Below are 23,952 nucleotides of genomic sequence, written 5' to 3' on the forward strand. Positions count from 1 at the left end.
GCAGCTACGATCCCCCTGTGAACCGCGAAGTGACCCTGCCTCTGATCGTCGACGACCGCGGCACGTTGCAGGTGGCGGCCGCCGACGTCAGCAAACTGCTGCGCACGGTGGGCGGCCGGTGGCTGCATCTGGTGGAGGCCGGCCAGGACGGGCTCGACGAGGACACGGTGGCGACGCTGACCATCGAACTGGCCAAGCTCGCCGACCGCATCGACGTGGCCTGCATCGCGCACAGCAGCGGGACGACGTCCGACTGACGGCGCGCGTCCGCCCGGTCCGCGCGCCGGGCCGACGCGCCCTCAGGCCGTCCGCTGGTCGAGTTCCCACAGGGCGTGCCAGAACTGCGCCTCGTAGCTCTGCAGCAGCCGCCCGTACCGGAGGACCTCGGTCTCCCCGATCCGCCCCGCGTCCAGCCCCGCCTGTACAGCCGTGAGCGCCTTCCGCTCCAGCTCCGGGGCGGGTGCCGCGAAGAAGTCGAAGAAGCCGCACACCTCGCCGCCGAAGCCGTAGTGGCGGCGCAGGGCTTCGGCGATCGCCGCGCAATAGCCGCCCCACGTCGTGAAGTTGCTGCTCAGGGCGAGCACCACGTCGGCCGGTGACCCGTTCAGGGCCAGCCAGGCGACGTACGCGGGATAGGCCTGGCAGTCCGCGAGCGGCTCGTAGGCCGCCGCCCGCGCCTCGTCCACCCCGCAGGCGGCGGCGAACACATCCAGCCTGCCCTGGGCCAGAGCCTCACCCTCCGCGAGCATGGTGAAGAAGGCGGCGCTCTGCGGCTCGACGTCCGGACGCTCGACCAGATGCAGGAACGCACGGCGGTCCGCGGCGATCACATGGCGCTGTTCCAGGGCGAGGGCGGCGAGCGTGGAACGCTGGGCCGCGCCCCGGGCGATGAGGGGCAACAGCCGGTTGGCGTGGGGGTCCGGGGCGAGCTTCTCCGCGGTGTCCTCCAGCAGTTCCCTGGCCGTGCGCACCATGGCGTACTCCTTCGGTTCGGCCGTCCCGGGGCCTCTTCCCTCGCACTCCCGCGTCCTCCCAAAAATCCCCGGAATGGAGTAACCCGACGCGAGATCCCCACGCTTCCGGGTGATCGTGGGTGGACCACCCCGGTGGGTGAACCGCCCCCGTGGGTGAACCACTCTTCCGCCGGGGGACGAGAGTTCCCCGGAAGGCGAAAGAAGGCGCGCGTCATGGCGACTTTGTGCAGACCTTCGGTCTCCGTGCCGGAATACGTGATCACGATGGAGGAGACGCTGGAGCTGGCTCGCTCCCGTCACGAGGACCACCCGCAGCTGCCGTTGGCACTCCGACTGATCGAGAACACCGGTGTCCAAACCAGGCACATCGTGCAGCCCATCGCGGAGACTCTGAAACACCCGGGCTTCGAAGAACGCAACAAGGTCTACGAGAGTGAGGCCAAGGCCCGCGTCCCCGCCGTCATACAGCGGGCGCTGGATGACGCCGAGCTGCTCACCACCGACATCGACATGATCATCTACGTCTCGTGCACCGGGTTCATGATGCCCTCGCTCACGGCCTGGCTGATCAACACGATGGACTTCAGCAGCGACACCCGACAGATACCCATAGCCCAGCTGGGCTGCGCGGCAGGCGGCGCCGCGATCAACCGGGCCCACGATTTCTGCACGGCGTACCCCGACGCCAACGCGCTCATCGTGGCCTGCGAGTTCTGCTCGCTCTGCTACCAGCCGACCGATCTCAGCGTCGGCTCGCTGCTCTGCAACGGCCTGTTCGGCGACGGCATCGCCGCCGCCGTCGTCCGCGGCAACGGCGGCACCGGCGTCCACCTGGAGCGCAACGGCTCCTACCTGGTCCCCAAGACCGAGGACTGGATCATGTACGACGTCCGCGCCACGGGCTTCCACTTCCTGCTGGACAAGCGGGTTCCCGGGACGATGGAACCGCTCGCCCCCGCCCTCCACGCCCTCGCGCGACAGCACGACTGGGACGCCTCCGACCTGGACTTCTACATCATCCACGCGGGCGGCCCCAGGATCCTCGACGACCTCAGCAAGTTCCTCGAGGTCCCGCCGGAGGCCTTCCGGTTCAGCCGGGCGACCCTCACCGAGTACGGGAACATCGCCAGCGCCGTCGTCCTGGACGCGCTGCGCCGGCTGTTCGACGAGGGCGGCGCAGAGCACTCCGCACGCGGACTGCTCGCGGGCTTCGGCCCCGGCATCACCGCGGAAATGGCCCTGGGCCGCTGGCGCGACACCAACGACGAGACGGTGTGAGGGGAATGACCGAGAAGACGATCACCGGGCCGCTGCCGCCTGTCCGGCACTGGCCCGCCCTCGACCTGAAGGGCGTGGAATTCGACCCGGTCCTGACCGAGCTGATGCGCGAGGGACCGGTCACCCGGATCCAGCTGCCCAACGGCGAGGGCTGGGCCTGGCTGGTGACCCGCCACGACGATGTGCGCATGGTCGCCAACGACCCACGGTTCAGCCGCGAGGCGGTCATGGACCAGTCGGTCACCCGGCTCGCCCCGCACTTCATCCCGGTCCGCGGCGCGGTGGGCTTCCTGGACCCGCCCGACCACACCCGGCTGCGCCGCTCGGTGGCCGCGGCCTTCACGGCACGCGGGGTGGAGCGGGTCCGCGACAAGGCCCGGCGCACGCTCGACGTGATGGTCGACGAGCTGCTGCGGGTCGGACCGCCCGCCGATCTCACCGAGGCGGTCCTCACCCCCTTCCCCATCGCGGTCATCTGCGAGCTGATGGGCGTCCCGGCCGACGACCGACAGGGCATGCACGCCTGGACGCAGCTGATCCTGTCCTCCGCGCACGGCGCCGAGGTCAGCGAGAAGGCCAAGGACGAGATGGGCGCCTACTTCAGGAAGCTCATCGGCGCCCGCAGCGGCAGCAGGGACGAGGACGTCACCTCGCTGCTGGGCGCCGCCGTGGGCCGGGACGAGATCGATCTGGAGGAGGCCGTCGGACTCGCCGTCCTCCTCCAGATCGGCGGCGAGGCGGTCACGAACAACAGCGGGCAGATGTTCTACCTGCTCATGACCCGCCCGGCGCTGGCCGACCGGCTGCGCTCCGACCCTCGGATCCGCCCCCAGGCCATCGACGAACTGCTGCGCTACATCCCGCACCGCAACATGGTCGGCCTGTCGCGGATCGCGAGGGAGGACGTCGAGATCGGGGGCGTACTGATCCGGGCCGGCGATCCGATCTACGTCTCGTACCTGGCCGCCAACCGCGACCCGGAGGTCTTCCCGGACCCGGAGCACATCGACTTCGAGCGCAGTCCCAATCCGCACGTGGCGTTCGGCTTCGGCCCGCACTACTGCCCGGGCGGGATGCTGGCCAGGCTGGAGTCGGAGCTCCTGGTCGACGCGCTTGTGGACCGGCTGCCGGGGCTGCGGCTCGCCGTCCCCCCAAGTCAGGTCCCGTTCAGGAAAGGCGCGTTGATCCGTGGCCCCGAGGCTCTGCCCGTGACGTGGTGAGCGACCCGATGACCATGACCGAAGGACTCCTCGTACCGCCGGGTCACGGCCGGATCGTGCAAACCCCCGCCCAGCACGTGACGTTCAAGGTGACCGGCTCGCACTCGCGCACCGCGTCCACCTTCGAGGTGCTGGTACCGCCCGGCTTCGACGTGGGCGCCCATGTGCACACGCGCAGCGAGGAGCTGTTCTACGTGCTCGAAGGCGAGCTGGACGTGCTCGCCTTCGAGCCCCGGATCCGGACCCCCGACAACTGGCAGAAGTGGGAGTCGAGTTCGGGCAACCGGGTGGTACGGGCAACCCCGGGCACGGTCATCGTCGTGCCCCCGGGCTGTCCCCACGCCTTCTCCAACCCCACCGAGACCCAGGCGAAGATGTTCTTCCAGGCCTCCCCGCCCCCGGACCACGAGCGCTACTTCGAGGAGCTGCTCGAGATCCTGAGGGACGGGGGCCCGCCGGACCACGCGGCCATCGAGGAACTGAGGGCGAGGTACGACATCGAGCAGCTCACCCCTCTGAAACTCCGGTGAGGGCAGCGCGCAACCGCTACCGAATCGGCATCCCGGAAAGCGTCCGAGCGATCACCAAGCGCTGAATCTCACTCGTACCCTCAAAAATGGTGTAAATGGCCGCATCCCGGTGCATCCGCTCCACCGGATACTCACGGGTGTAGCCATTTCCACCCAGGATCTGGATCGCCTGACCGGTGACCTTCTTCGCCGTCTCACTGGCGAACAACTTCGACATCGACCCCTCGGCCGCGGTGAACGGCTTCCCGTTGATCGCCATCCACGAAGCCCGCCACACCAGCAGACGCGCGGCATCGATCGACGTACGCATGTCGGCGAGCTGGAACGCGACACCCTGATTGTCGATGATCGGACGCCCGAACTGCTCACGCGTCATCGCATAGTCGAGGGCGACCTCGTACGCGGCGCGGGCCGTGCCCACCGCCATGGCCCCGACAGCCGGACGCGACGCCTCGAACGTGGCCATCGCGGCGTTCTTCACCCGCTCGCCGCCACCCGCCTTGGCGCGCTCCCGGGCGCGGGCCAGGCGCTCGTCCAGCTTCGCCTTGCCGCCGAGCAGGCAGGAACCGGGGATGCGAACGTTGTCGAGGACGACCTCGGCGGTGTGCGAGGCACGAATGCCGTGCTTCTTGAACTTCTGGCCCTGGGAGAGGCCCGGCGTGTTCGGCGGCACGATGAAGGAGGCGTGCCCCTTGGAGCCGAGGTCCGGGTCGACGACCGCGACGACGACATGGACATTGGCGATGCCACCGTTGGTCGCCCAGGTCTTGGTGCCGTTGAGCACCCACTCGTCCTTGGCCTCGTCATAGACGGCACGCGTGCGCATCGAGGCGACGTCGGAGCCGGCGTCGGGCTCGGAGGAGCAGAAGGCCGCGACCTTGACATCGCCCGCGTCGCCGTACATCTGCGGGATCCAGGTGCCGATCTGCTCCTCGGTGCCGTTGGCGAGGACGCCCACGGCGGCGAGGCCGGTGCCGACGATCGACAGGGCGATGCCCGCGTCGCCCCAGAACAGCTCCTCCATGGCCATGGGTATGCCGAGACCGGTCGGGTCGAAGTACTGCTGGGCATAGAAGTCCAGGGAGTAGATGCCGACCTTCGCGGCCTCCTGGATGACCGGCCAGGGAGTCTCCTCGCGCTCGTCCCACTCGGCGGCCGCGGGGCGGATCACATCGGCGGCGAACCCGTGGAGCCAGTCGCGGACCTCCCTCTGTTCGTCGTTGAGCTCCATGGTGAACTCGGCCATGACCCCTCCAGCACTGCACTAAAGTGTTACTTGCGGTAACTGGAGTCTGTTACTGATCAGTAGTAAAAGTCAACTCCCACGTTCCGCTCGGCAGCCCGTTCGATACGCATGGGCCGATGAGTGTTACTTTGCGCAGGCGTCACCGAATCACCACGGGTGGGGAGAGATCATGGACACCACACAGCGGACCGATCAGCAGAGGTCCGCCGACCGCCGCCGGCGCGAGCTGCTGGAGGCCGCCGACAGAGTGGTGCTCCGCGACGGCCCCGGGGCCTCGATGAACGCCATCGCCGCCGAGGCGGGCATCACCAAGCCGATCCTGTACCGCCACTTCGGCGACAAGGGCGGACTTTACGCGGCCCTGGCCAAGCGGCACACCGACGCCCTCCTCGGAGCGCTGCGGGCCGCGCTGGACGCGCCCGCGGAGCGCCGGGAGCGGGTGGAGGCCACGCTCGACACGTATCTCGCGGCCATCGAGGCGCACCCTCAGGTCTACCGCTTCCTGATGCACCCCACGGAGGGCGCCTCGTCCGCCGACCAGGGCTTCGACCTGGGCAAGCACTCCGCGCCGCTGCTGCGCCGCATGGGCGAGGAGTTGGCCGAGGTCATCGAGGAACGGGTGGATCTCGGACCGGGCAGTCAGCAGCTGGCGCGGGTGTGGGGGCACGGGATCGTCGGCATGATGCATGCCGCCGGGGACTGGTGGCTCGGTGAGCAGCCCTGCTCCCGGGCCGAGTTGGTACGGAGTCTGGCCGACCTGCTGTGGGGCCGGCTGGCCGCGGCCGGCGATCGTGTCGGGGGTCCTGGGTTCTGAGGTCGGGTGTCGACTGCGGGTTGTTTTCGGCTGAGCGCGCGGTTCCCGGCGCCCCTGGAGGGGCGCCGACCTGAGCGCCCCGCTTTCAGGGGCGCGGGGAACCGCGCGACCAGGCACGAACAACCCGCAGCCGACCGACCGAGCTCAGCGCCCCCAAGACGCCCGCGCCGCCTGCCTCATCACCCGGCGCCGGCGCCACCCACTCAACCGGTCCACGTACAGACCACCCTCCAGGTGGTCGTACTCGTGCTGCAGACACCGGGCGAACCACCCCGTGCCCTGCACCGACACCGGCTCCCCGGCCACCGTGAACCCCTGGACAACGGCGTGGTCGTACCGCTCCGTCCCCGCTTCCAGGCCGGGCAGGGAGAGACAGCCCTCCGGCCCGCGCAGCACCACTCCGTCCGTCTCGACGAGACGGGGGTTCACCACGTGTCCCAGATGGCGGACGTCCTCGTCGTCCGGGCAGTCGTACACGAAGACCCGCGAAGCGACGCCGACCTGGTTCGCGGCGAGGCCGACGCCCTGGGCGGCGTACATCGTCGCGAACATGTCCTCGACGAGTTGGGCGAGTTCGGGACCGAAGTCCGTGACGTCTTCACACGGTGTGTGCAGAACGGGGTCGCCGAGCAGAGTCACCGGCCGGACGCGCCCTCGGGTGCCGGGGATGGAGCCGTGTCGCATGGCGGCAAGGGTACGGTCCTCATGGGCGCGCGAATGTCGCGCGGGCACCGTGGAGGTGCCGCGATTCGGGCACGTGAGTGGATCTCGATAGGCTGAGGCCCACACGGTGCCGGGGGCAGAGGCGCGGCGCGTACGCAAGGAGGATCGAGAAACGATGTCAGGCAACTCGGACCCGCTGACGCCGCGGGCCAAGCTGGCCGTGACGGCGGGCAAGGCGGCGGCGGCCGTCTCGCGGGCCGCCGGACGCGGCAGCGGATCGGTGATCGGCGGCCGGGTGGCACTCAAGCTCGACCCCGATCTGCTGGCCAGGCTCGCCACCCACCTGGACGTGATCCTGGTGTCGGCGACCAACGGCAAGACCACGACCACCCGGCTGATCGCGGAGGCGCTGCGCGCCGCGGGCCCGGTCGTGTCCAACGCGCTGGGCGCCAACATGCCGGCCGGTATCACCTCGGCTCTCGCCGGGGGTTCGGACTCGAAGTTCGCGGTCATCGAGGTCGACGAGAAGTACCTCGCGGGTGTCGCCCGCGACACCGACCCGAAGTGCATCGCCCTGCTCAACCTCTCCCGCGACCAGCTCGACCGGGCCGCCGAGACCCGGATGATGGCCGAGCACTGGCGCGAGGGCCTGGCCGGTTCCAAGGCCGTCGTGGTCGCCAACGCCGACGACCCGCTCGTCGTGTGGGCCGCTTCCTCCTCGCCGAACGTCATGTGGGTGGCGGCCGGTCAGATGTGGAAGGACGACGCCTGGTCCTGCCCGTCCTGCGGCGGTGTGATGCAGCGCCCCGGCGACGACTGGTTCTGCGGCGACTGCGGCTTCCGCCGTCCGACGCCGACCTGGGCGCTGTCCGGGGACCACGTCCTCGACCCGCACGGCTCCGCGTGGCCGATCCACCTCCAGCTGCCCGGCCGGGCCAACAAGGCGAACGCCGCCTCGTCGGCCGCCGTCGCCGCGGTCTTCGGGGTGCCCCCGCAGGTCGCCCTGGAGCGCATGTACCAGGTGCAGGCGGTCGCCGGACGCTACGACGTGGTGCAGTTCATGCAGCGCGACCTGCGTCTGCTGCTCGCCAAGAACCCCGCGGGCTGGCTCGAGACGTTCTCCCTGATCGACCCGCCGCCGACCCCGGTCATCCTGTCCGTGAACGCGCGGGGCGCCGACGGTACCGACACCTCCTGGCTGTGGGACGTCGACTACACCCGTCTGACCGGGCACCCCATCTTCGTGCTCGGCGACCGCAAGCTCGACCTCGCCGTGCGTCTCGAGGTCGCCAACCAGTCCTTCCAGGTCTGCGAGAACCTCGACCAGGCGGTGCAGCTCGCCCCGCCCGGTCGCATCGAGGTCATCGCGAACTACACCGCATTCCAGGATTTGAGGCGTCGTGTCGGCAACTGAGCAGCCACGGAGGACCAAGAGAATGAGTGACAACAGCCTGCGCCTGGTGTGGATCTACCCGGACCTGCTGAGCACCTACGGCGACCAGGGCAACGCCCTCGTCGTGGAGCGCCGGGCCCGCCAGCGCGGTCTCGACGTCGCCCGTCTCGACGTACGCAGCGACCAGCCGATCCCGACCTCCGGCGACATCTATCTGATCGGCGGCGGCGAGGACCGGCCGCAGCGGCTCGCCGCGGAGCGTCTGCGCCGCGACGGCGGTCTGCACCGCGCGGTGGGCAACGGCGCGATCGTCTTCTCGGTCTGCGCCGGCTACCAGATCCTCGGCCACGAGTTCATCAACGACCTCGGGCAGCGCGAGCCCGGCCTCGGTCTGCTCGACGTGGTCTCGGTACGCGGCGAGGGCGAGCGGTGCGTCGGCGACGTACTCGGAGACATCGACCCGCGCCTCGGCCTGCCGCAGCTGACCGGCTTCGAGAACCACCAGGGCGTCACCCACCTCGGCCCCACCGCACGTCCGTTCGCGCAGGTGCGGCTCGGCAAGGGCAACGGCACCGGCGACGGCACCGAGGGCGCGTACAACGACACGGTCTTCGGCACGTACATGCACGGGCCCGTGCTCGCCCGCAACCCGCAGATCGCGGACCTGCTGCTGAAGCTGGCGCTCGACGTGAACGCGCTGCCGCCGATCGACGACCGCTGGTACGAGGCGCTCCGGGGCGAGCGCATCTCCGCGGCGCAGCAGCCCGCCTGAACGGTCGGCCAACAACGGACAAACGGTACGGGATGTCCACAGGGCGCGCTCGAGGGATACCTCAAGCGCGCCCTAGGCGTATCCGGCACGGTGTACCCAGGTCGGGCCCGCCTGACCGCCTGTCCGCTCACTTGTGCGGCCGCGTCCACCAGGCGGACGCCCGCTACGGCACCACCCCGTCCCGCCGGTAGGGTGACCGGGATTCCAGCCGGACAGCGTGGTCCGGTACCCGGCCCACGTTGAGAAGGTATTTCGGGCTATGCGCATTGGTGTCCTCACGTCCGGCGGCGACTGCCCCGGCCTGAACGCCGTCATCCGGTCCGTCGTGCACCGCGCCGTCGTCGACCACGGCGACGAGGTCATCGGCTTCCGGGACGGCTGGAAGGGGCTTCTGGAGTGCGACTACCTGAAGCTCGACCTCGACGCGGTGAGCGGCATCCTGGCTCGCGGCGGCACGATCCTCGGCTCCTCCCGGGTCCAGCCCGCGCAGCTGCGTAACGGCGTGGAGCGGGCCAAGGGCCATGTCGAGGAGCTCGGCCTCGACGCGATCATCCCGATCGGCGGCGAGGGCACGCTGAAGGCGGCCCGGCTGCTCTCGGACAACGGCCTGCCGATCGTCGGCGTGCCGAAGACCATCGACAACGACATCGCCGTCACGGACGTGACCTTCGGCTTCGACACGGCCGTCGGCGTCGCGACCGAGGCCCTGGACCGGCTGAAGACCACCGCCGAGTCCCACCAGCGGGTGCTGATCGTGGAGGTCATGGGCCGCCACACGGGCTGGATCGCCCTGCACTCCGGCATGGCCGCGGGCGCGCACGCCATCGTCGTCCCCGAACGCCCCTTCGACATCGAGGAGTTGGCCGCGCGGGTCGGCGAGCGCTTCGAGGCGGGCAAGCGGTTCGCGATCGTCGTCGCCGCGGAGGGGGCGAAGCCTCGCCCGGGCACCATGGAGTTCGACGAGGGCGGCAAGGACGTCTACGGGCACGAGCGCTTCGCCGGCATCGCCCGGCAGCTCTCCCTGGAGCTGGAGGAGCGCCTCGGCAAGGAGGCCCGGCCGGTGATCCTCGGGCACGTCCAGCGCGGCGGGACGCCGACGGCGTACGACCGCGTGCTCGCCACGCGGTTCGGCTGGCACGCGGTGGAGGCCGCGCATCGCGGCGACTTCGGGAAGATGACCGCGCTGCGGGGGACCGACATCGTCATGGTGTCGCTCGCGGAGGCGGTGGAGAGCCTGAAGACGGTTCCTGAGGAGCGGTACGCCGAGGCGGAGTGCGTGCTCTGAGGGTTCGTTCGCGCTGCACTGACCCCGGTCATAGTTGTGGCCGGGGTCAGTTCTACTCTGGTTCGGACAGACAGCGCACAACGTACGAATCAGGAGCCGGCGGATGGATCACAGCGGGCACGGCATGACCATGGATCTGCCGCCGTTCACGCTGGGGCGGGGGCTCGAGTGGTCGACGGACCCGTTCTTCCTCGTCGCCTGCCTGGTGGGACTCGGCCTGTACGGCTGGGGGGTTGTGCGGCTCGCGCGGCGCGGTGACAAGTGGTCGGTCGGGCGGACCATCGCCTTCGTGCTCGGCGTGCTGACCGTGATGCTCGTGATGTGCACCAAGCTGAACGACTACGGCATGGTCATGTTCAGCGTGCACATGGTGCAGCACATGGTGATCAGCATGCTCTCGCCGATCCTGATCCTGCTCGGAGCGCCGATCACACTGGCGCTGCGCGCACTGCCGGTGGCCGCCACGCGAGGCAACAAGGGGCCGCGTGAACTGCTCCTGATGTTCCTGCACAGCCGCTACATGCGGATCATCACGCATCCGGCGTTCACGATCCCGCTGTTCATCGCGAGCCTGTACGCGCTGTACTTCTCCCCCATCTTCGACTTCCTGATGGGCTCCAAGACCGGGCACATCGCGATGATGTGCCACTTCCTCGCCGTCGGCCTGGTCTTCTTCTGGCCGATCATGGGCGTCGACCCCGGACCGCACCGGCCGGGCTATCTGATGCGGATGCTGGAGCTGTTCGCGGGCATGCCGTTCCACGCGTTCTTCGGTATCGCGCTGATGATGGCGTCCGCGCCGATGGTGGAGACGTACAAGAACCCGCCCGCCTCGCTCGGCATCGACGCGCTCTCCGACCAGAGCGCCGCGGGCGGCATCGCCTGGGCGTTCAGCGAGATCCCCTCCGTCCTCGTGCTGATCGCGCTGCTCTTCCAGTGGTACGCCTCCGAGAAGCGGCAGGCCCGCCGCACGGACCGGGCCGCCGACCGCGACGGCGACAAGGAACTCGAGGCGTACAACGCCTATCTGGCCTCACTCAACGCACGCGGCCGCTGAATTAACTTTGCAATTCACCTTGCGTGAAGGGCTTTTCGGTTCAGTAGCATGGGGGGACAACGGGGGAAACCGCAGGGGGAGCGGTCATGTCAATTCGTGCGTCCATGCAAAGGGCGGGGATTTCCGCCGCCCGAAGGCTCGCTCTACTGCTGGTTTCGGTACTGATAGTCAGCGGGTGCAGCAAATCCGATCAGTTGTTCGTGGTGCGGGCCGTGGCGGTGGGGGTTTCCTCGGTCTCCCCCTTCTTCAAGGAGGACCGACAGCTCGGCACGGACATCCATCTGCCCGAGGCCCGGCCCAGCGGTGGTGTGCAGGCCAGTAACAACCCCGGGCTGTACGGCGGGGCCCCTGACGGCAGCGACGGAAGCGGTTCACCGGCACCCGAACCCAGTACCGCACCCGGCACCGGCACCGGCCCTGGCACCGGCGTGTGGGGCGGCACCACGAAACCCGGCACATGCGCCGTGGCGAAGTTGAAGAAATTCCTCACCGACCCCAAGAACTCGGCGAAGGCCCAGGAATGGGCGCGGGTCCTGCATATAAGCACCGATCAGATCCCGAGTTATATCGATCAACTCACACCCGTCGTACTGCGTCACGACACTCTCGTGACGAATCACGACTACAAGAACGGCAAGGCGGTTTCGTACGCCGCGCTGCTGCAGGCCGGAATCGCCATTCTGGTCGACCAACAGGGACTGCCCGCGGTGAAGTGCTCCTGCGGCAATCCGCTGCTCCCCTTCGAGGGAAAGGCCTCGAAGACCGACGTGCGGTTCAAGAACGGCAACAATCAGTGGACCGACTACCGGCAGGACCGCGTCGTGGTGGTCGAGCCGCCGCCCGGGGCGCAGGAGATCCACAAGCTCCAGCTCGTCGACGTGCACAACCCCGACCGGGGGATCGCCCGCCCGGTGGGCAGCGACGGCAGCCAGGACAAGTCCTTCGACACCCAGCAGAAGCACGCCGTGCCACCGGTCACCGGCATGACCTTCGCCGAGGCGACCCGGCGGCTGACCGACGCGGGGCTGGGAATGTCGTACGCCGGTGACACCCTGCCGGCCGACGACGCCCAGGTGACGGCGTCCCGGCCGACCGAGGGCAGTCAGGTCGCCTGGGGCACGTCGGTCGTCCTGTCGGCGCGGTCCGACAGCGCGCCCGAGAGCGGCGGTGGTCCGGCCACGCCATCGGATTCCGGCACGAGCGGGACGGGCGGCACGAGCGGGACGGGCTCGGATCCCGGGACGACCCCGTCCACTCCGTCCGGGGGATCGTCCGGCCCCTCGACCGGCCTCTCGTCCGGCGGCGCGTCGTCGGGCAGCGCCTCGCCGTCCGACGGCGGCACCGGGTCGGGTGTCCCTACGGATACGGGCACCTCCACCCCCACGAAGCCCGCCACGCCCACGGACACCCCCACGGACACGAGCGGCGGAACGGGCGGCGGAACGACGTCGGACCCGTCGCACACCTCTCCGACCGGCTCACCTACGAGCAGTGCCCCGACCACCCCCTCGGCCACTGCCCCGAACGTGCCGACGACCGAACCGACCTCGCACGAACCGACCTCGACCAAGCCCACCGTCAGCAGCGCGCCGCCGCCGAGTGAGCCCGTGTCGAGCACACCGCCCGCCCCGGTCGACCCGGGTACGAGCGACTCCGCGCCCGGTGGGCCCACCGAGAGCGCGGCCTGACCCGCTTACGACAACGCAGAACCCGGGGGCAACCGGATGACAGCAGGATCAGCGCAGTCGGGAGTGGGCCGGATCATCGACGGCCGGTATCTGCTTCTGAAGCAGGTCGGCTCCGGCGGGATGGGCCACGTCTGGCTCGCCCACGACCAGCGGCTCGACTGCGACGTGGCACTCAAGGAGATCAGGTTCCGCGATGTCCGGGAAGGGAGTGAGGAGCACGAGTCGCGGATCGCGCGCGCCCGCGCCGAGGCCCGGCACGCGGCGGTGCTGCGCGGCCACCCGCACGTGGTGACGGTCCACGACGTCCTGGAGCACGACGGCCTGCCATGGATCGTGATGGAGTACGTGGCGGGCGCCGAGGACCTGCGGGCCTGGCTCGCCCGGCGCGGCCCGCTGGCCCCCGACGAGTGCGCCCGCGTCGGCCTCGCGGTGCTGGACGCGCTGACCGCCGGGCACGAGCGCGGCATCATGCACCGGGACGTCAAACCGGCCAACATCCTGCTCGCCCCGGACCGCGCGGGCACCCCCGGCGCACGCATCCTCCTCACCGACTACGGCGTCTCGGTCCAGCCGGACTCCCCCGAGACCCGCTGGACCCGTACCTCCGTCCTGGTCGGCACGGCCGGCTATCTGGCACCGGAACGGGCGCAGGGCGCGGATCCGACCGCGGCGTCCGACCTGTTCTCGCTGGGCTGCACTCTGTACTTCGGTGTGGAGGGCCACGGCCCCTTCGACCGCGACAGCCACCTCGGGGCGCTCGCCGCGGTGGTCTCGGAGGAGGCGCCGCCGTCCCGGCGGGCCGGCGCGCTGGGGCCGATCATCGACGCGCTGCTGGTCAAGGACCCCGGCCGGCGGATCTCCGCGGAACGGACGGCGGCGGCCCTGGCCCGGATCATCCTGCCCGAGCCCCATCCGCCGACCCAGGTCGACACCGGCTCGCAGCCCGCGTGGGCGGGGCTCGTCACCTCCGACGGGCCCGGCGGTCCGGCGCCACCGGGCCGGACCCCGGGCGGCCCGTCCAGGGACCACGACTACGCTCCGCCCGCACACGACCAGAGCCCGTCCCCCGCCCGGGACCAGGGACTGGCCCGGGACCAGGGTTTCGCCGCGCCGGGTTCGTACGTCCCCACGGCCCAGGCCTCTCCCGCGCCGGCGCACCACGCGGCGTACGCACCCATGGCGCAGGCAGCCGGTGCCCCGGCCGCGTACGCGCCTCGCCCGGGCCAGGGCTTCGGTCCGCCGACCCCGCTTCCCCCGCAGCCCGGTGCCGGTTTCGGTCCGCCCGGGTACGTGGGGCCCGCCGCACCCGCCCAGGGTCCCGGCGGGGGGCGTCACAAGCGGACGCTGCTCCTGCAGGTGACCGCGGCACTGCTCCTCGCGCTGTCGCTGACGGCGGGAGTGATCTGGGGTATGGCCCGGTACGGCGGGACGCGGACGCCCGTAGCCCCGTACGGCGCCCAGGTCGGGCTCTCCGCACCGCTCAAGAAGGGCGACTGCGTACTGAGCGACCCGTCCCCCGCACCGTCCTCGGGTACCCCGCGCCTGCAACTGGATCCGAGCTGCGGAGCGCTGCGCCCCGACGGGCAGGTGATGGAGCTGTACAAGGCCCGCTCCTTCGAGGAGGCCGGCAGCGACGGACCGGACCAGTGCGCGGAGCGGACGAAGGCGACCGCCGACAAACTCGCCTGGCACGTCCAGAGCCTGGCCGTGGTGCCCACCCGCGAGGGCTTCGACGCCACCGGCGGGAACGTCGCATGCCTGCTGGTCGGGAAGCACGGTCCGGTGTACGGCAGGCTCGGCGGCCTCCGCCCGTACGGCATGGTGTTCGAGGACGCGACCCAGATGCAGCAGGACGACTGCCTCGGCCATGCCCGCGGGGACGCGAGCGAATACACCCACTACGAGCTCGTCTCCTGCGACCAGGACCATGTGGGCAAGGTCTTCCGGATCACGCACCTCACCACCCTCACGCCCGGCAAGAAGCCCGATGTCGAGGCGGACGCGCAATGCGCGGCCGACGCCCCGCCGCAGCAACTCGACTATCCCGCCGACACCTACGTGAGTCATGGCCTGCGCAGCACAGGACTGTGGAGGAAGGGGTACTACCTGGTGGTCTGCAGCATCGAGCGTCTGGACAAGGCCCTCATGCACGGAGGCGAGTAGCACACCCGGCCCTGGCGGACTACGTCCCTTCGGGTGAAAATGGGCGCAGGCCACGGCCCGCGTCGCGGACCCCGCCGGGAGAAGGGTGTACTGCGATGCCCGGTTCGACGAAGGCGATGGGGGTGCTCACCGTCGGCGGACTCGTCATGGTGACGGCCTACACGGTGGCGCTCGGCAGCAACGGCTGGCTGTGGTTCGGCTGGGTGGTGCTCGGTCTGCTCACGATCGGCATGGTGGCCTCGCGGGGCGCCTGACTGCGCGCGGGTCACGGTCACTGCCTGGGCAGCGGTCCCGCCGAGTGCACCCCCGGCTGGTACTTCGGCAGCCGGGCGGTGATCTTCATGCCCGCTCCCACCGCGGTCTCGATGACGAGGCCGTACTCGTCCCCGTACACCTGGCGGAGCCGGTCGTCGACGTTGGACAGTCCGATGCCACCGGAGGGGCTCACCTCCCCGGCGAGGATGCGGCGCAGCCGGTCGGGGTCCATTCCGGTGCCGTTGTCCTCGATCACGACCAGGGCCTCGGCGCCCGCGTCCTGGGCGGTGATGCTGATGTGGCTCTTGTCGGTCTTGCCCTCCAGCCCGTGTTTGACGGCGTTCTCCACGAGGGGCTGGAGGCAGAGGAAGGGCAGCGCGACCGGCAGTACCTCGGGGGCGATCTGCAGGGTGACCGAGAGGCGGTCGCCGAAGCGGGCTCTGACCAACGCCAAGTAGTGGTCGATGGCGTGCAGTTCGTCGGCGAGGGTGGTGAAGTCACCGTGCCTGCGGAACGAGTAGCGCGTGAAGTCGGCGAATTCCAGGAGCAGTTCACGGGCGCGCTCGGGGTCGGTGCGGACGAACGAGGCGATCACCGCCAGCGAGTTGAAGATGAAGTGCGGGGAGATCTGGGCGCGCAGGGCCTTGATCTCGGCCTCGATCAGACGGGTGCGGGACTGGTCGAGGTCGGCGAGTTCCAGTTGCACGGAGACCCAGCGGGCGACCTCACCCGCGGCCCGGACGAGGACGGCGGACTCGCGGGGCGCGCAGGCGACGAGCGCTCCGTGGACGCGGTCGTCGACGGTGAGCGGTGCGACGACGGCCCAGCGCAGGGAGCAGTCGGGCTCGTCGCACTTCAGCCGGAAGGCCTCGCCGCGGCCGGTCTCCAGGGGGCTGCCGAGCCGTTCCATGATCTCGGTGCGGTGGTGCTCCCCCAGGCCGTCCCAGGCGAGGACGGTGTCCTGGTCGGTGAGGCACAGGGCGTCCGTGCCGAGCAGGGTGCGCAGTCGTCGGGCGGACTTGCGGGCGGTCTCCCCGGTGAGGCCCGCGCGCAGTGGGGGCGCAGCCAGCGAGGCCGTGTGCAGGGTCTCGAAGGTGGCGTGTTCGACGGGGGTGCCGAGGCCGCCGAGGTTCTCGGGCCGCGCGGTACGCCTGCCGAGCCAGAACCCGGCGGCGAGCAGCGGGAGCACGGCGACGCACAGGCCCGCCAGGAATCCGCTCACGCCGTCACCGCCCCACTCGACGATCCGCTCACGCCTTGGCCTCCCCGCGTGCGTCGGCGTCTGCGCGCCTGTCTCCTCCGGCCAGTTCTTCCGGCAGGTGGAACCGGGCCAGGATCGCCGCCGTCCCGGCCGGCACCCGTCCGGCCGTGGCCAGCGACACCAGGACCATGGTGAGGAACCCGAGCGGCACCGACCAGAGCGCGGGCCAGGCGAGCAGTGCGTGCAACGCGCCCGAGCCCGGGTAGCCCGCCATGGTCGCGGCGACGGCGACGAAGGCCGCGCCGCCGCCGACGAGCATTCCGGCGGCCGCGCCCGGTGGGGTCAGCCGCCGCCACCAGATGCCGAGGACGAGCAGCGGGCAGAAGGAGGACGCGGACACGGCGAAGGCGAGTCCGACGGCGTCGGCGACGGGCAGTCCGCCGACGATCACGCTCGCCGCGAGCGGCACCGCCATGGCAAGCACGGTGCCCAGCCGGAAGTGGCGTACGCCGCGCGAGGGCAGCACGTCCTGGGTGAGCACCCCGGCCACCGCCATGGTCAGTCCGGACGCGGTCGACAGGAACGCCGCGAAGGCCCCGCCCGCCACCAGCGCGCCCAGGAGGTCCGCGCCGAGCCCGCCGATCACGCGGTCGGGCAGCAGCAGGACGGCGGCGTCGGCGTTCCCGGTGAGGCTCAGTTCGGGGGCGTACAGGCGGCCGAGCGCCCCGTAGACGGGCGGCAGCAGGTAGAACGCGCCGATGAGGCCGAGGACGGCGACCGTGGTGCGGCGGGCCGCGACGCCGTGCGGGCTGGTGTAGAAGCGGACGACGACGTGCGGCAGTCCCATCGTGCCGAGGAAGGTCGCGAGGATCAGTCCGTACGTGGCGTACAGCGGGCGTTCCTCGCGGCCCGCCGCGAGCGAGGTCGACATGCCGCCGTTGCTGCCCCGGTCGGCGGCCGGGACGGGGTCGCCCTTGGCGAAGGTGAGCCGGGTGCCGCGCTCGATGTGGTGGACGCCCGCGGGGAGTCGGAACCGCTCGCCGTCGTAGCGGTGGCCGTCGACCTTGCCGGTGGCCGTGACGCCCAGCGGGGCCGCGAGCCTCAGGTCGAGGCTGTCGTCGATGCGGACGACGCGCTGCTCGCGGAAGGTCGCGGGTTCGGCGAAGGCCTGGCGCGGGGCGCCGTCGGCCTGCCAGGCGAGGACCAGGAAGAGTGCGGGGACCAGCAGGGCGGTGAGCTTGAGCCAGTACTGGAAGGCCTGTACGAAGGTGATGCTGCGCATGCCTCCGGCGGCGACGGTGGCGACCACGACGACCGCGACGAGCACCCCGCCGAACCAGTCGGGCGCGTCGGTCAGGACGGCCAACGTCAGCCCGGCGCCCTGTAGTTGGGGCAGCAGATACAGCCAGCCGACTCCGACCACGAAGGCACCGGCGAGGCGTCGCACGGCCGGTGAGCCGAGGCGTGCCTCCGCGAAGTCGGGCAGGGTGTACGCGCCGGAGCGGCGCAGCGGGGCCGCGACGAACAGGAGCAGTACGAGATAGCCGGCCGTGTAGCCGACGGGGTACCAGAGCATGTCGGGGCCCTGGACGAGGACGAGGCCCGCGATGCCGAGGAAAGAGGCGGCGGAGAGGTACTCGCCGCTGATCGCGGCCGCGTTGAGCCGGGGGCCCACGGTGCGTGAGGCGACGTAGAAGTCGGAGGTGGTCCGGGAGATGCGCAGGCCGAACGCGCCGACCAGGACGGTCGCCACGACGACGAGGGCGACGGCGGGGACGGCGTAGTTCTGATTCACGGCTCAGCGGTCCTCATTCACGGCTCAACAGTCCTCGTCCACGGCTCAGCGGTCCTCGACCAGGCGCACGAAGTCCTTCTCGTTGCGCTCCGCGCGCCGCACGTACCAGCGGGCGAGCAGGACCAGGGGCGGGTAGACGCAGAAGCCGAGCACGGCCCACTCCAGGCTCGCGCCGTCCGGCATCGCGGCGAAGACCAGGGGCAGTGGCCCGACCAGCAGGACCAGTACGGCGAACACCACCAGTGCCGCGCGGAGTTGACTGCGCATCAGGGAGCGGACGTAGGTGTGGCCGAGCGTGGTCTGTTCGTCGATCTCGGTCCTGGGCCGGTAGTAGCCGGAGGTGCGGCGGGTGCGCCGGGGCACCCCGGTGACGACCACCCGGCGTTCGGTCGGGTCCTGCGGCACGCCGCTTCCCCCTCTCAGCTCGTGGTCCGGCGCATCAGCAGATCGCGCAGTTCGCGGGCGTGCCGACGACTGACCTGGAGTTCGACGGAGTCGACGAGGACGCTCACGGTACCCGCGTCCAGGCGGAGTTCGCCGATGTGGCGCAGGGCGACGAGATGGCGCCGGTGGATGCGGACGAAGCCGCGTGAGCGCCAGCGTTCCTCCAGGGTGGAGAGCGGGATGCGGACGAGATGGCTGCCCTGGGCGGTGTGCAGACGTGCGTAGTCGCCGTGTGCTTCGACGTGGGTGATGTCCTCTACGGCCACGAAGCGGGTGACGCCGCCGAGTTCGACGGATATGTGGTCCGGGTCGGGCTCGTGGACGGGTATCCGCGGCGCGGTGTCCTGGAGTTGGGCGGCCCGCCGGACGGCTTCGGCCAGCCGCTCCCGCCGTACCGGCTTGAGGACGTAGTCGACGGCCTTGAGGTCGAAGGCCTGGACGGCGAAGCCCTCGTGGGCGGTGACGAACACGACGAGCGGCGGTGAGGCGAAGCCGGTGAGCAGCCGGGCGAGGTCGAGTCCGTCGAGTCCGGGCATGTGGATGTCGAGGAAGACGACGTCGATGGCTTCGGGCCCGCCGGGTCCGGATTCCAGGGCCCGGTTGATCCGGCGCAGCGCCTCGGTCGCGTCGCTCGCGCCCTCGGCGCTGGAGATCCGGGGATCGGTGTTCAGGAGGTAGAGGAGTTCCTCGAGGGACGGTTGTTCGTCGTCGACGGCGAGCGCGCGCAGCATGACAGTGGAGTGTAGGAGCGATCGCCATGCCTGGACATGTGCGGGACGTGGACGTCGTCGCTGGACATGCGGACGTTGTCGCTGGTTGCGTGGACGTTGTCGCTGGATACAGTGCCGCCATGAACAGCAAGCCCGCGATGTTCGACGAACTCGACCGCAAGATCATCACGGCCCTGATGGCCAACGCCCGGACGAGCTTCGCCGAGATCGGCACGGCGATCGGACTGTCGGCCACCGCGGTCAAGCGCCGTGTCGACCGGCTCCGCGAGACGGGTGTGATCACCGGGTTCACGGCCACGGTGAAGCCGACGGCGCTCGGCTGGCGCACGGAGGCGTACGTCGAGGTGTACTGCGAGGGCGCGGCGCCGCCCCGGCGGCTCGCGGAGGTGGTCCGCAACCATCCGGAGATCACCGCGGCCATGACGGTGACGGGCGGCGCGGACGCGCTGCTCCATGTGCGGGCCACGGATGTGGACCACTTCGAGGAGGTGCTGGAGCGGATCCGCACCGAGCCCTTCATCCGGAAGACGATCAGCTACATGGTGCTGTCGCATCTGCTGCCGGAGGCCCCGGAGGCGGGCGCCACCCACGCGGCTCCACAGGATGCGCTGGACGCATCAAACCTGCGTTGACCTGAGTGATTGCGCAGCGATGCTGCGCACACACGCAGCTCTCGTCTCTTGTCGCCCGTATCCCCCGTTTCCTACCTTGGAGGCACCCCCAGTCGACACCGCAGGAAGCGGAGGTACCTCTCTGTGCCCGACAGCCGTGTGCCGCGCCCTCGGCGCTTTCTCGTCTGTGAACCCAGACACTTCGCCGTGCAGTACGCGATCAATCCCTGGATGCATCCCGACGCCCACGTGGACGTCGATCTGGCCCGTGACCAGTGGGCGGCGCTGATCGGCGCCTACCGGGCCCACGGCCACACCGTGGACACCGTGGAGCCCGTGGCGGATCTCCCGGACATGGTGTTCGCGGCGAACTCCGCGCTCGTCCTGGCGGGCCGGGTCTTCGGCTCGTACTTCCACGCGCCGCAGCGCCGCCCCGAGTCCACCGCGTACGAGACCTGGTTCAAGGCGGCCGGTTTCGACGTCTACCGTCCCGAATCCGTCTGCGAGGGCGAGGGCGACCTCGTCCCGGTGGGCCGGTACGTACTGGCCGGCACCGGATTCCGGACCACCCCCGAGGCGCACCGCGAGGTGCAGGAGTTCTTCGGCGTCCCGGTGGTCAGCCTCCAACTGGTGGACCCGCGCTTCTACCATCTGGACACGGCACTCTTCGTCCTGGACGACGGGCCCGAGGCGAACATCGCGTACTACCCGGAGGCGTTCTCGCCCGGCAGTCGCGAGGTCCTGGCCCGGCTCTTCCCGGACGCGGTGCTCGCGACCCGTGAGGACGCGTTCACCTTCGGCCTGAACTCCGTCTCCGACGGCCGCCACGTGTTCATCGCGCCGCGCGCCGAGGCCCTCGCCGACCGGCTCGCCCGCCACGGCTACGTCCCCGTCCCCGTCGACCTCTCCGAGTTCCACAAGGCCGGCGGTGGCATCAAGTGCTGCACCCAGGAGATCCGCTCATGACCGCTCCCGCCCGTACGCTCGCGTCCTCCGCCGCCGGTCCGCGCTCCTCCGCCGACCTGATCCGCGCCGAGGAGCCCGTCCTCGCGCACAACTACCACCCCCTTCCCGTGGTCGTCGCCCACGCCGAGGGCACCTGGGTCGAGGACGTCGAGGGCCGCCGCTACCTCGACATGCTGGCGGGCTACTCGGCCCTCAACTTCGGCCACCGCAACCCGGTGCTGATCGACGCGGCCCACCGTCAGCTGGACCGGCTGACGCTCACCTCGCGCGCCTTCCACAACGACCGGCTGGCCCAGTTCGCCGAGTCGCTGGCCGAGTTGACCGGCCTGGACATGGTCCTGCCGATGAACACGGGCGCGGAGGCGGTGGAGAGCGCCATCAAGGTGGCCCGCAAGTGGGCGTACGAGGTGAAGGGCGTGGCACCGGACCGGGCGACGATCGTGGTGGCCGCGGACAACTTCCACGGCCGTACGACGACGATCGTGAGCTTCTCGACGGACGAGACGGCCCGCGCCGGCTTCGGCCCCTTCACCCCGGGCTTCCGCGTCGTCCCGTACAACGACCTCGCCGCGCTGGAAGCGGCCGTCGACGAGACCACCGCGGCCGTGCTGATCGAGCCCATCCAGGGCGAGGCGGGCGTCGTCATCCCGGACGACGGCTACCTGACCGGTGTCCGGGAGCTGACCCGGCGCGCCGGCTGTCTGTTCATCGCGGACGAGATCCAGTCCGGCCTGGGCCGCACCGGCACCACGCTCGCCGTGGAACACGAGGACGTCGTCCCCGACCTGCTCCTCCTGGGCAAGGCGCTCGGCGGCGGCATCGTGCCGGTGTCGGCGGTGGTCGGCCGCCGGGACGTGCTCGGGGTGCTGCGGCCCGGTGAGCACGGCTCGACCTTCGGGGGCAATCCGCTGGCCGCGGCGGTCGGCTCCGCGGTCGTCGGACTCCTCGAGACCGGTGAATACCAGAGCAGGGCGGCCGAGTTGGGCGTGGTCCTGCGCAGTGGCCTGACGGCGCTCGTGGGCCGGGGCGTGGAGGGCTTCCGCTCTCGCGGGCTGTGGGCGGGCGTCGACATCGACCCGGCCATCGGCACCGGGCGCGAGATCAGCGAGGGCCTGATGCGCGAGGGAGTTCTGGTCAAGGACACCCACGGATCGACGATCCGACTGGCCCCGCCGTTGACCATCACCGGTGAGGAACTCCACTCCGCCCTGGGCGCCTTGGAGAAGGTGCTGTCACAGGGGGTCTGACACCGGCACCGGACGCCGGCGGCGGCAGCCGACGCGGTGGGCACGCCGTGCCCCCGCCGAGATGCCGCCGCCGTTCACCGACTGCGCCGCACGGGCGGCGCGGCTGCGCCGGGACAGCGCCGAGGTCACCCTCGTCACCGGCTGCGTGCTCGGCCCGTACGCCCGCGGTCACCTGCCCGGCGACACCCCCGGCGAGCAGAGCGGCCATCCCTTGAGAAATCCCCTCACTCGGCGGTGAGCTCCGCGAGTTGCTCGGCCGCTGTCGTGTTGCCCTGGTCGGCGAGGCGTCGCAGCTCGTCCATGTCGTCCTGTTCGGTGGCGAGTTCGATCAGCTGGTCGGTGGCCGTGGCGTTGCCGCGGTCCGAAAGGCGACGCAGTTCTTGGAGGTCGCCTTGCTCTGCGGCGAGTTGGATGAGCTCGTCGGTCGCGGTGGGGTTGCCCGCGTCCTCGAGGCGACGCAGTTCGTTCAGGTCGCCGAGTTCGGCGGCGAGTTCGATCAGCTCGTCGATTGCAGCGGCGTCGCCGTGCTCGGCGCGTTCCCGCAAGGCAGACAGGTCGGGCTCGGTCATGACGGGCCACCTCTCCGTGGTTTCGCTCCGGGACCGGCCGGCCCTGGACCTTGTGCGGCTACGCGCCGGTGCTGGGCAGCTTTCCCGAGGCGCGCAGGGTGTCGCGGTGTGCGTGCCACTCGTCCACCAGCTTGGGCAGGCGGTCGGCCAGGAACTCGGCCAGCGCGACCATCTCTTCGAGTGGCGTACGCCGCTCCGGTGGAGCGCCGGCGAGCAGTGCCAACCCCTCCCTGAACAGCGCCGCATGCTCCTTGTGGATGGCGGAGTCGAAGTTCTGCGGCTGCCGGCCGGCCGGATCCAGGCTCACCCGGTCCATGCGCTCGCCGGCGGCACGTGTGCGCCGCGCCGTCCCGTAGGTCTCCAGCAGCTTCACCGCACCGGTGATGGCGCTCCGGCTCGCGAGCAGCGCCTGGCTCAGCTCGTCGATCGTCTGCTGAGGCGGATCGCAGACGAGCAGGTACCCCAACAGGCGCCCGGCCATCGGCGGAAACCCGTACTGGCGGGCATAGAAGCGCCCGACATGGTCGGCGAAGATCAGCTGGCTGTCATTCGGCACGTCGCCAAACCTAGCACCAATGACTGAGATGACACAGATTTGTGTCATCTCAGTCCGGGTGACGGTGAAGAGCGGCTGTTCAGTCGATGATCGCGGTGGCTTCGACCTCCACCAGATGGTCGGGGACGTCCAGTGCCGCCACGCCGATCAGCGTGCCCGGCGCCATCGGGGTGATTCCCAGCTTCGCGGAGGCCCGCGCGACTCCCTCCAGGAACAGGGGCATCTTGTCGGGGGTCCAGTCGACGACGTAGACGGTCAGCTTCGCCACGTCGTCGAAGGAAGCGCCGACCTCGGCCAGTGCGGTGCCGACGTTGAGGTAGCTCCGCTCGACCTGAGCGGCGAGGTCACCTTCGCCGACCGTGACCCCCTCGGCGTCCCAGGCGACCTGCCCGGCGATGAAGACCAGCTTCGACCCGGTCGCGATCGACACCTGCCGGTACACCGGGATCTTCGGCAATCCGCTGGGGTTCACCAGGGTGATGGCCATGTTGCCT

General features: G+C 70.5%; 26 protein-coding genes. 16 read left to right on the forward strand and 10 right to left on the reverse strand.

All coding sequences use genetic code 11. The features are described from left to right. Positions 1-17: 17 nt before the first annotated feature. Positions 18-257, forward strand: a complete 240-nt coding sequence (locus KVT44_RS13975) for a DUF6213 family protein (RefSeq protein ID WP_054228947.1) — start codon at positions 18-20, stop codon at positions 255-257. A gap of 42 nt (positions 258-299) precedes the next feature. On the opposite strand, the gene KVT44_RS13980 is transcribed toward KVT44_RS13975, so the two are convergent. Continuing rightward, positions 300-974: a transcriptional regulator gene (locus KVT44_RS13980; RefSeq protein ID WP_217567308.1), complete on the reverse strand. Its 675-nt coding sequence runs from the start codon at positions 972-974 to the stop codon at positions 300-302. Between the two features lie 213 nt (positions 975-1,187). Between KVT44_RS13980 and KVT44_RS13985 the strand changes: the two genes are divergently transcribed. Genes KVT44_RS13985 through KVT44_RS13995 form a run of 3 tightly spaced genes read left to right on the forward strand, consistent with a single transcriptional unit; the run spans position 1,188 to position 4,002 of the window. Further along, positions 1,188-2,252: a type III polyketide synthase gene (locus KVT44_RS13985; protein ID WP_099924075.1), complete on the forward strand. Its 1,065-nt coding sequence runs from the start codon at positions 1,188-1,190 to the stop codon at positions 2,250-2,252. Positions 2,253-2,257: 5 nt separating this feature from the next. Next, the gene (locus tag KVT44_RS13990) at positions 2,258-3,472 is read left to right on the forward strand and encodes a cytochrome P450 (RefSeq protein WP_217567309.1); all 1,215 of its coding nucleotides are present in this window, start codon (positions 2,258-2,260) and stop codon (positions 3,470-3,472) included. 8 nt (positions 3,473-3,480) lie between these two features. Then, positions 3,481-4,002 (forward strand): cupin domain-containing protein, encoded by a 522-nt coding sequence (locus KVT44_RS13995; RefSeq protein ID WP_099924073.1) that lies wholly within the window; start codon positions 3,481-3,483, stop codon positions 4,000-4,002. 16 nt (positions 4,003-4,018) lie between these two features. On the opposite strand, the gene KVT44_RS14000 is transcribed toward KVT44_RS13995, so the two are convergent. Continuing rightward, the gene (locus KVT44_RS14000; RefSeq protein ID WP_217567310.1) at positions 4,019-5,248 is read right to left on the reverse strand and encodes an acyl-CoA dehydrogenase family protein; all 1,230 of its coding nucleotides are present in this window, start codon (positions 5,246-5,248) and stop codon (positions 4,019-4,021) included. Between the two features lie 169 nt (positions 5,249-5,417). On the opposite strand from KVT44_RS14000, the gene KVT44_RS14005 reads away from it, so the two are divergent. Continuing rightward, complete coding sequence (locus tag KVT44_RS14005; RefSeq protein ID WP_054228952.1) at positions 5,418-6,062, forward strand: TetR family transcriptional regulator; 645 nt, start codon at positions 5,418-5,420, stop codon at positions 6,060-6,062. A gap of 144 nt (positions 6,063-6,206) precedes the next feature. Here KVT44_RS14005 and def read toward each other — a convergent pair whose 3' ends face one another. Then, entirely contained in the window at positions 6,207-6,746 is a 540-nt protein-coding gene (gene def / locus KVT44_RS14010) for a peptide deformylase (protein ID WP_180293101.1), read from the reverse strand. 154 nt (positions 6,747-6,900) lie between these two features. On the opposite strand from def, the gene KVT44_RS14015 reads away from it, so the two are divergent. From KVT44_RS14015 to KVT44_RS14045, 7 genes are all read left to right on the forward strand, one after another. After that, on the forward strand, positions 6,901-8,139 hold the full coding sequence (locus KVT44_RS14015) for a MurT ligase domain-containing protein (protein WP_168506668.1): 1,239 nt from the start codon (positions 6,901-6,903) through the stop codon (positions 8,137-8,139). A gap of 22 nt (positions 8,140-8,161) precedes the next feature. Further along, on the forward strand, positions 8,162-8,890 hold the full coding sequence (locus KVT44_RS14020) for a type 1 glutamine amidotransferase (RefSeq protein WP_054228955.1): 729 nt from the start codon (positions 8,162-8,164) through the stop codon (positions 8,888-8,890). Positions 8,891-9,149: 259 nt separating this feature from the next. After that, entirely contained in the window at positions 9,150-10,175 is a 1,026-nt protein-coding gene (locus tag KVT44_RS14025) for a 6-phosphofructokinase (protein WP_217567311.1), read from the forward strand. A gap of 103 nt (positions 10,176-10,278) precedes the next feature. Beyond that, positions 10,279-11,232 (forward strand): cytochrome c oxidase assembly protein, encoded by a 954-nt coding sequence (locus KVT44_RS14030; RefSeq protein WP_099924072.1) that lies wholly within the window; start codon positions 10,279-10,281, stop codon positions 11,230-11,232. Positions 11,233-11,444: 212 nt separating this feature from the next. Then, positions 11,445-12,920 carry a DUF6777 domain-containing protein gene (locus tag KVT44_RS14035; RefSeq protein WP_308313998.1) on the forward strand — a complete coding sequence of 492 codons (1,476 nt, stop codon included), beginning with the start codon at positions 11,445-11,447 and terminating at the stop codon, positions 12,918-12,920. A gap of 36 nt (positions 12,921-12,956) precedes the next feature. Further along, a complete protein-coding gene (locus tag KVT44_RS14040) occupies positions 12,957-15,083 on the forward strand; it encodes a serine/threonine-protein kinase (RefSeq protein WP_217567313.1) in 2,127 nt (708 codons plus the stop codon). A 95-nt stretch (positions 15,084-15,178) separates the two neighbouring features. Then, the gene (locus tag KVT44_RS14045) at positions 15,179-15,337 is read left to right on the forward strand and encodes a hypothetical protein (RefSeq protein ID WP_167552139.1); all 159 of its coding nucleotides are present in this window, start codon (positions 15,179-15,181) and stop codon (positions 15,335-15,337) included. Between the two features lie 17 nt (positions 15,338-15,354). Here the strand turns inward: KVT44_RS14045 and KVT44_RS14050 are convergent, their stop codons facing one another. From KVT44_RS14050 to KVT44_RS14065, 4 genes are read right to left on the reverse strand one after another with little or no spacing between them, the layout of a single operon-like run. Beyond that, positions 15,355-16,560, reverse strand: a complete 1,206-nt coding sequence (locus KVT44_RS14050) for a sensor histidine kinase (RefSeq protein WP_099925839.1) — start codon at positions 16,558-16,560, stop codon at positions 15,355-15,357. A gap of 28 nt (positions 16,561-16,588) precedes the next feature. Continuing rightward, positions 16,589-18,334 (reverse strand): cation acetate symporter, encoded by a 1,746-nt coding sequence (locus KVT44_RS14055; RefSeq protein ID WP_217567314.1) that lies wholly within the window; start codon positions 18,332-18,334, stop codon positions 16,589-16,591. 45 nt (positions 18,335-18,379) lie between these two features. Continuing rightward, positions 18,380-18,739: a hypothetical protein gene (locus tag KVT44_RS14060; protein ID WP_054228962.1), complete on the reverse strand. Its 360-nt coding sequence runs from the start codon at positions 18,737-18,739 to the stop codon at positions 18,380-18,382. 14 nt (positions 18,740-18,753) lie between these two features. Further along, a complete protein-coding gene (locus KVT44_RS14065; protein ID WP_099924068.1) occupies positions 18,754-19,509 on the reverse strand; it encodes a LytTR family DNA-binding domain-containing protein in 756 nt (251 codons plus the stop codon). A gap of 119 nt (positions 19,510-19,628) precedes the next feature. Between KVT44_RS14065 and KVT44_RS14070 the strand changes: the two genes are divergently transcribed. From KVT44_RS14070 to KVT44_RS14085, 4 genes are all read left to right on the forward strand, one after another. Then, entirely contained in the window at positions 19,629-20,141 is a 513-nt protein-coding gene (locus tag KVT44_RS14070) for an Lrp/AsnC family transcriptional regulator (protein ID WP_067378689.1), read from the forward strand. A 123-nt stretch (positions 20,142-20,264) separates the two neighbouring features. Further along, the gene (ddaH, locus tag KVT44_RS14075; protein WP_097283733.1) at positions 20,265-21,086 is read left to right on the forward strand and encodes a dimethylargininase; all 822 of its coding nucleotides are present in this window, start codon (positions 20,265-20,267) and stop codon (positions 21,084-21,086) included. Continuing rightward, positions 21,083-22,333: an ornithine--oxo-acid transaminase gene (gene rocD, locus KVT44_RS14080; protein ID WP_075025345.1), complete on the forward strand. Its 1,251-nt coding sequence runs from the start codon at positions 21,083-21,085 to the stop codon at positions 22,331-22,333. Before ddaH ends, rocD begins: the two co-directional genes overlap by 4 nt. Positions 22,334-22,394: 61 nt before the next feature. Next, positions 22,395-22,571 (forward strand): hypothetical protein, encoded by a 177-nt coding sequence (locus KVT44_RS14085; protein WP_217567315.1) that lies wholly within the window; start codon positions 22,395-22,397, stop codon positions 22,569-22,571. Here the strand turns inward: KVT44_RS14085 and KVT44_RS14090 are convergent. From KVT44_RS14090 to KVT44_RS14100, 3 genes are all read right to left on the reverse strand, one after another. After that, entirely contained in the window at positions 22,558-22,902 is a 345-nt protein-coding gene (locus KVT44_RS14090) for a hypothetical protein (RefSeq protein ID WP_190169156.1), read from the reverse strand. The genes KVT44_RS14085 and KVT44_RS14090 overlap by 14 nt on opposite strands. 58 nt (positions 22,903-22,960) lie before the next feature. Next, positions 22,961-23,458, reverse strand: coding sequence for a GbsR/MarR family transcriptional regulator (locus KVT44_RS14095; protein ID WP_217567316.1), 498 nt, complete (start codon positions 23,456-23,458; stop codon positions 22,961-22,963). Between the two features lie 79 nt (positions 23,459-23,537). Further along, positions 23,538-23,945, reverse strand: coding sequence for a RidA family protein (locus KVT44_RS14100; RefSeq protein WP_095856018.1), 408 nt, complete (start codon positions 23,943-23,945; stop codon positions 23,538-23,540). Positions 23,946-23,952 lie beyond the last annotated feature (7 nt).

It is taken from the genome of Streptomyces sp. GbtcB7 (assembly GCF_019091445.1).
Taxonomy (GTDB): Bacteria; Actinomycetota; Actinomycetes; order Streptomycetales; family Streptomycetaceae; genus Streptomyces; species Streptomyces mirabilis.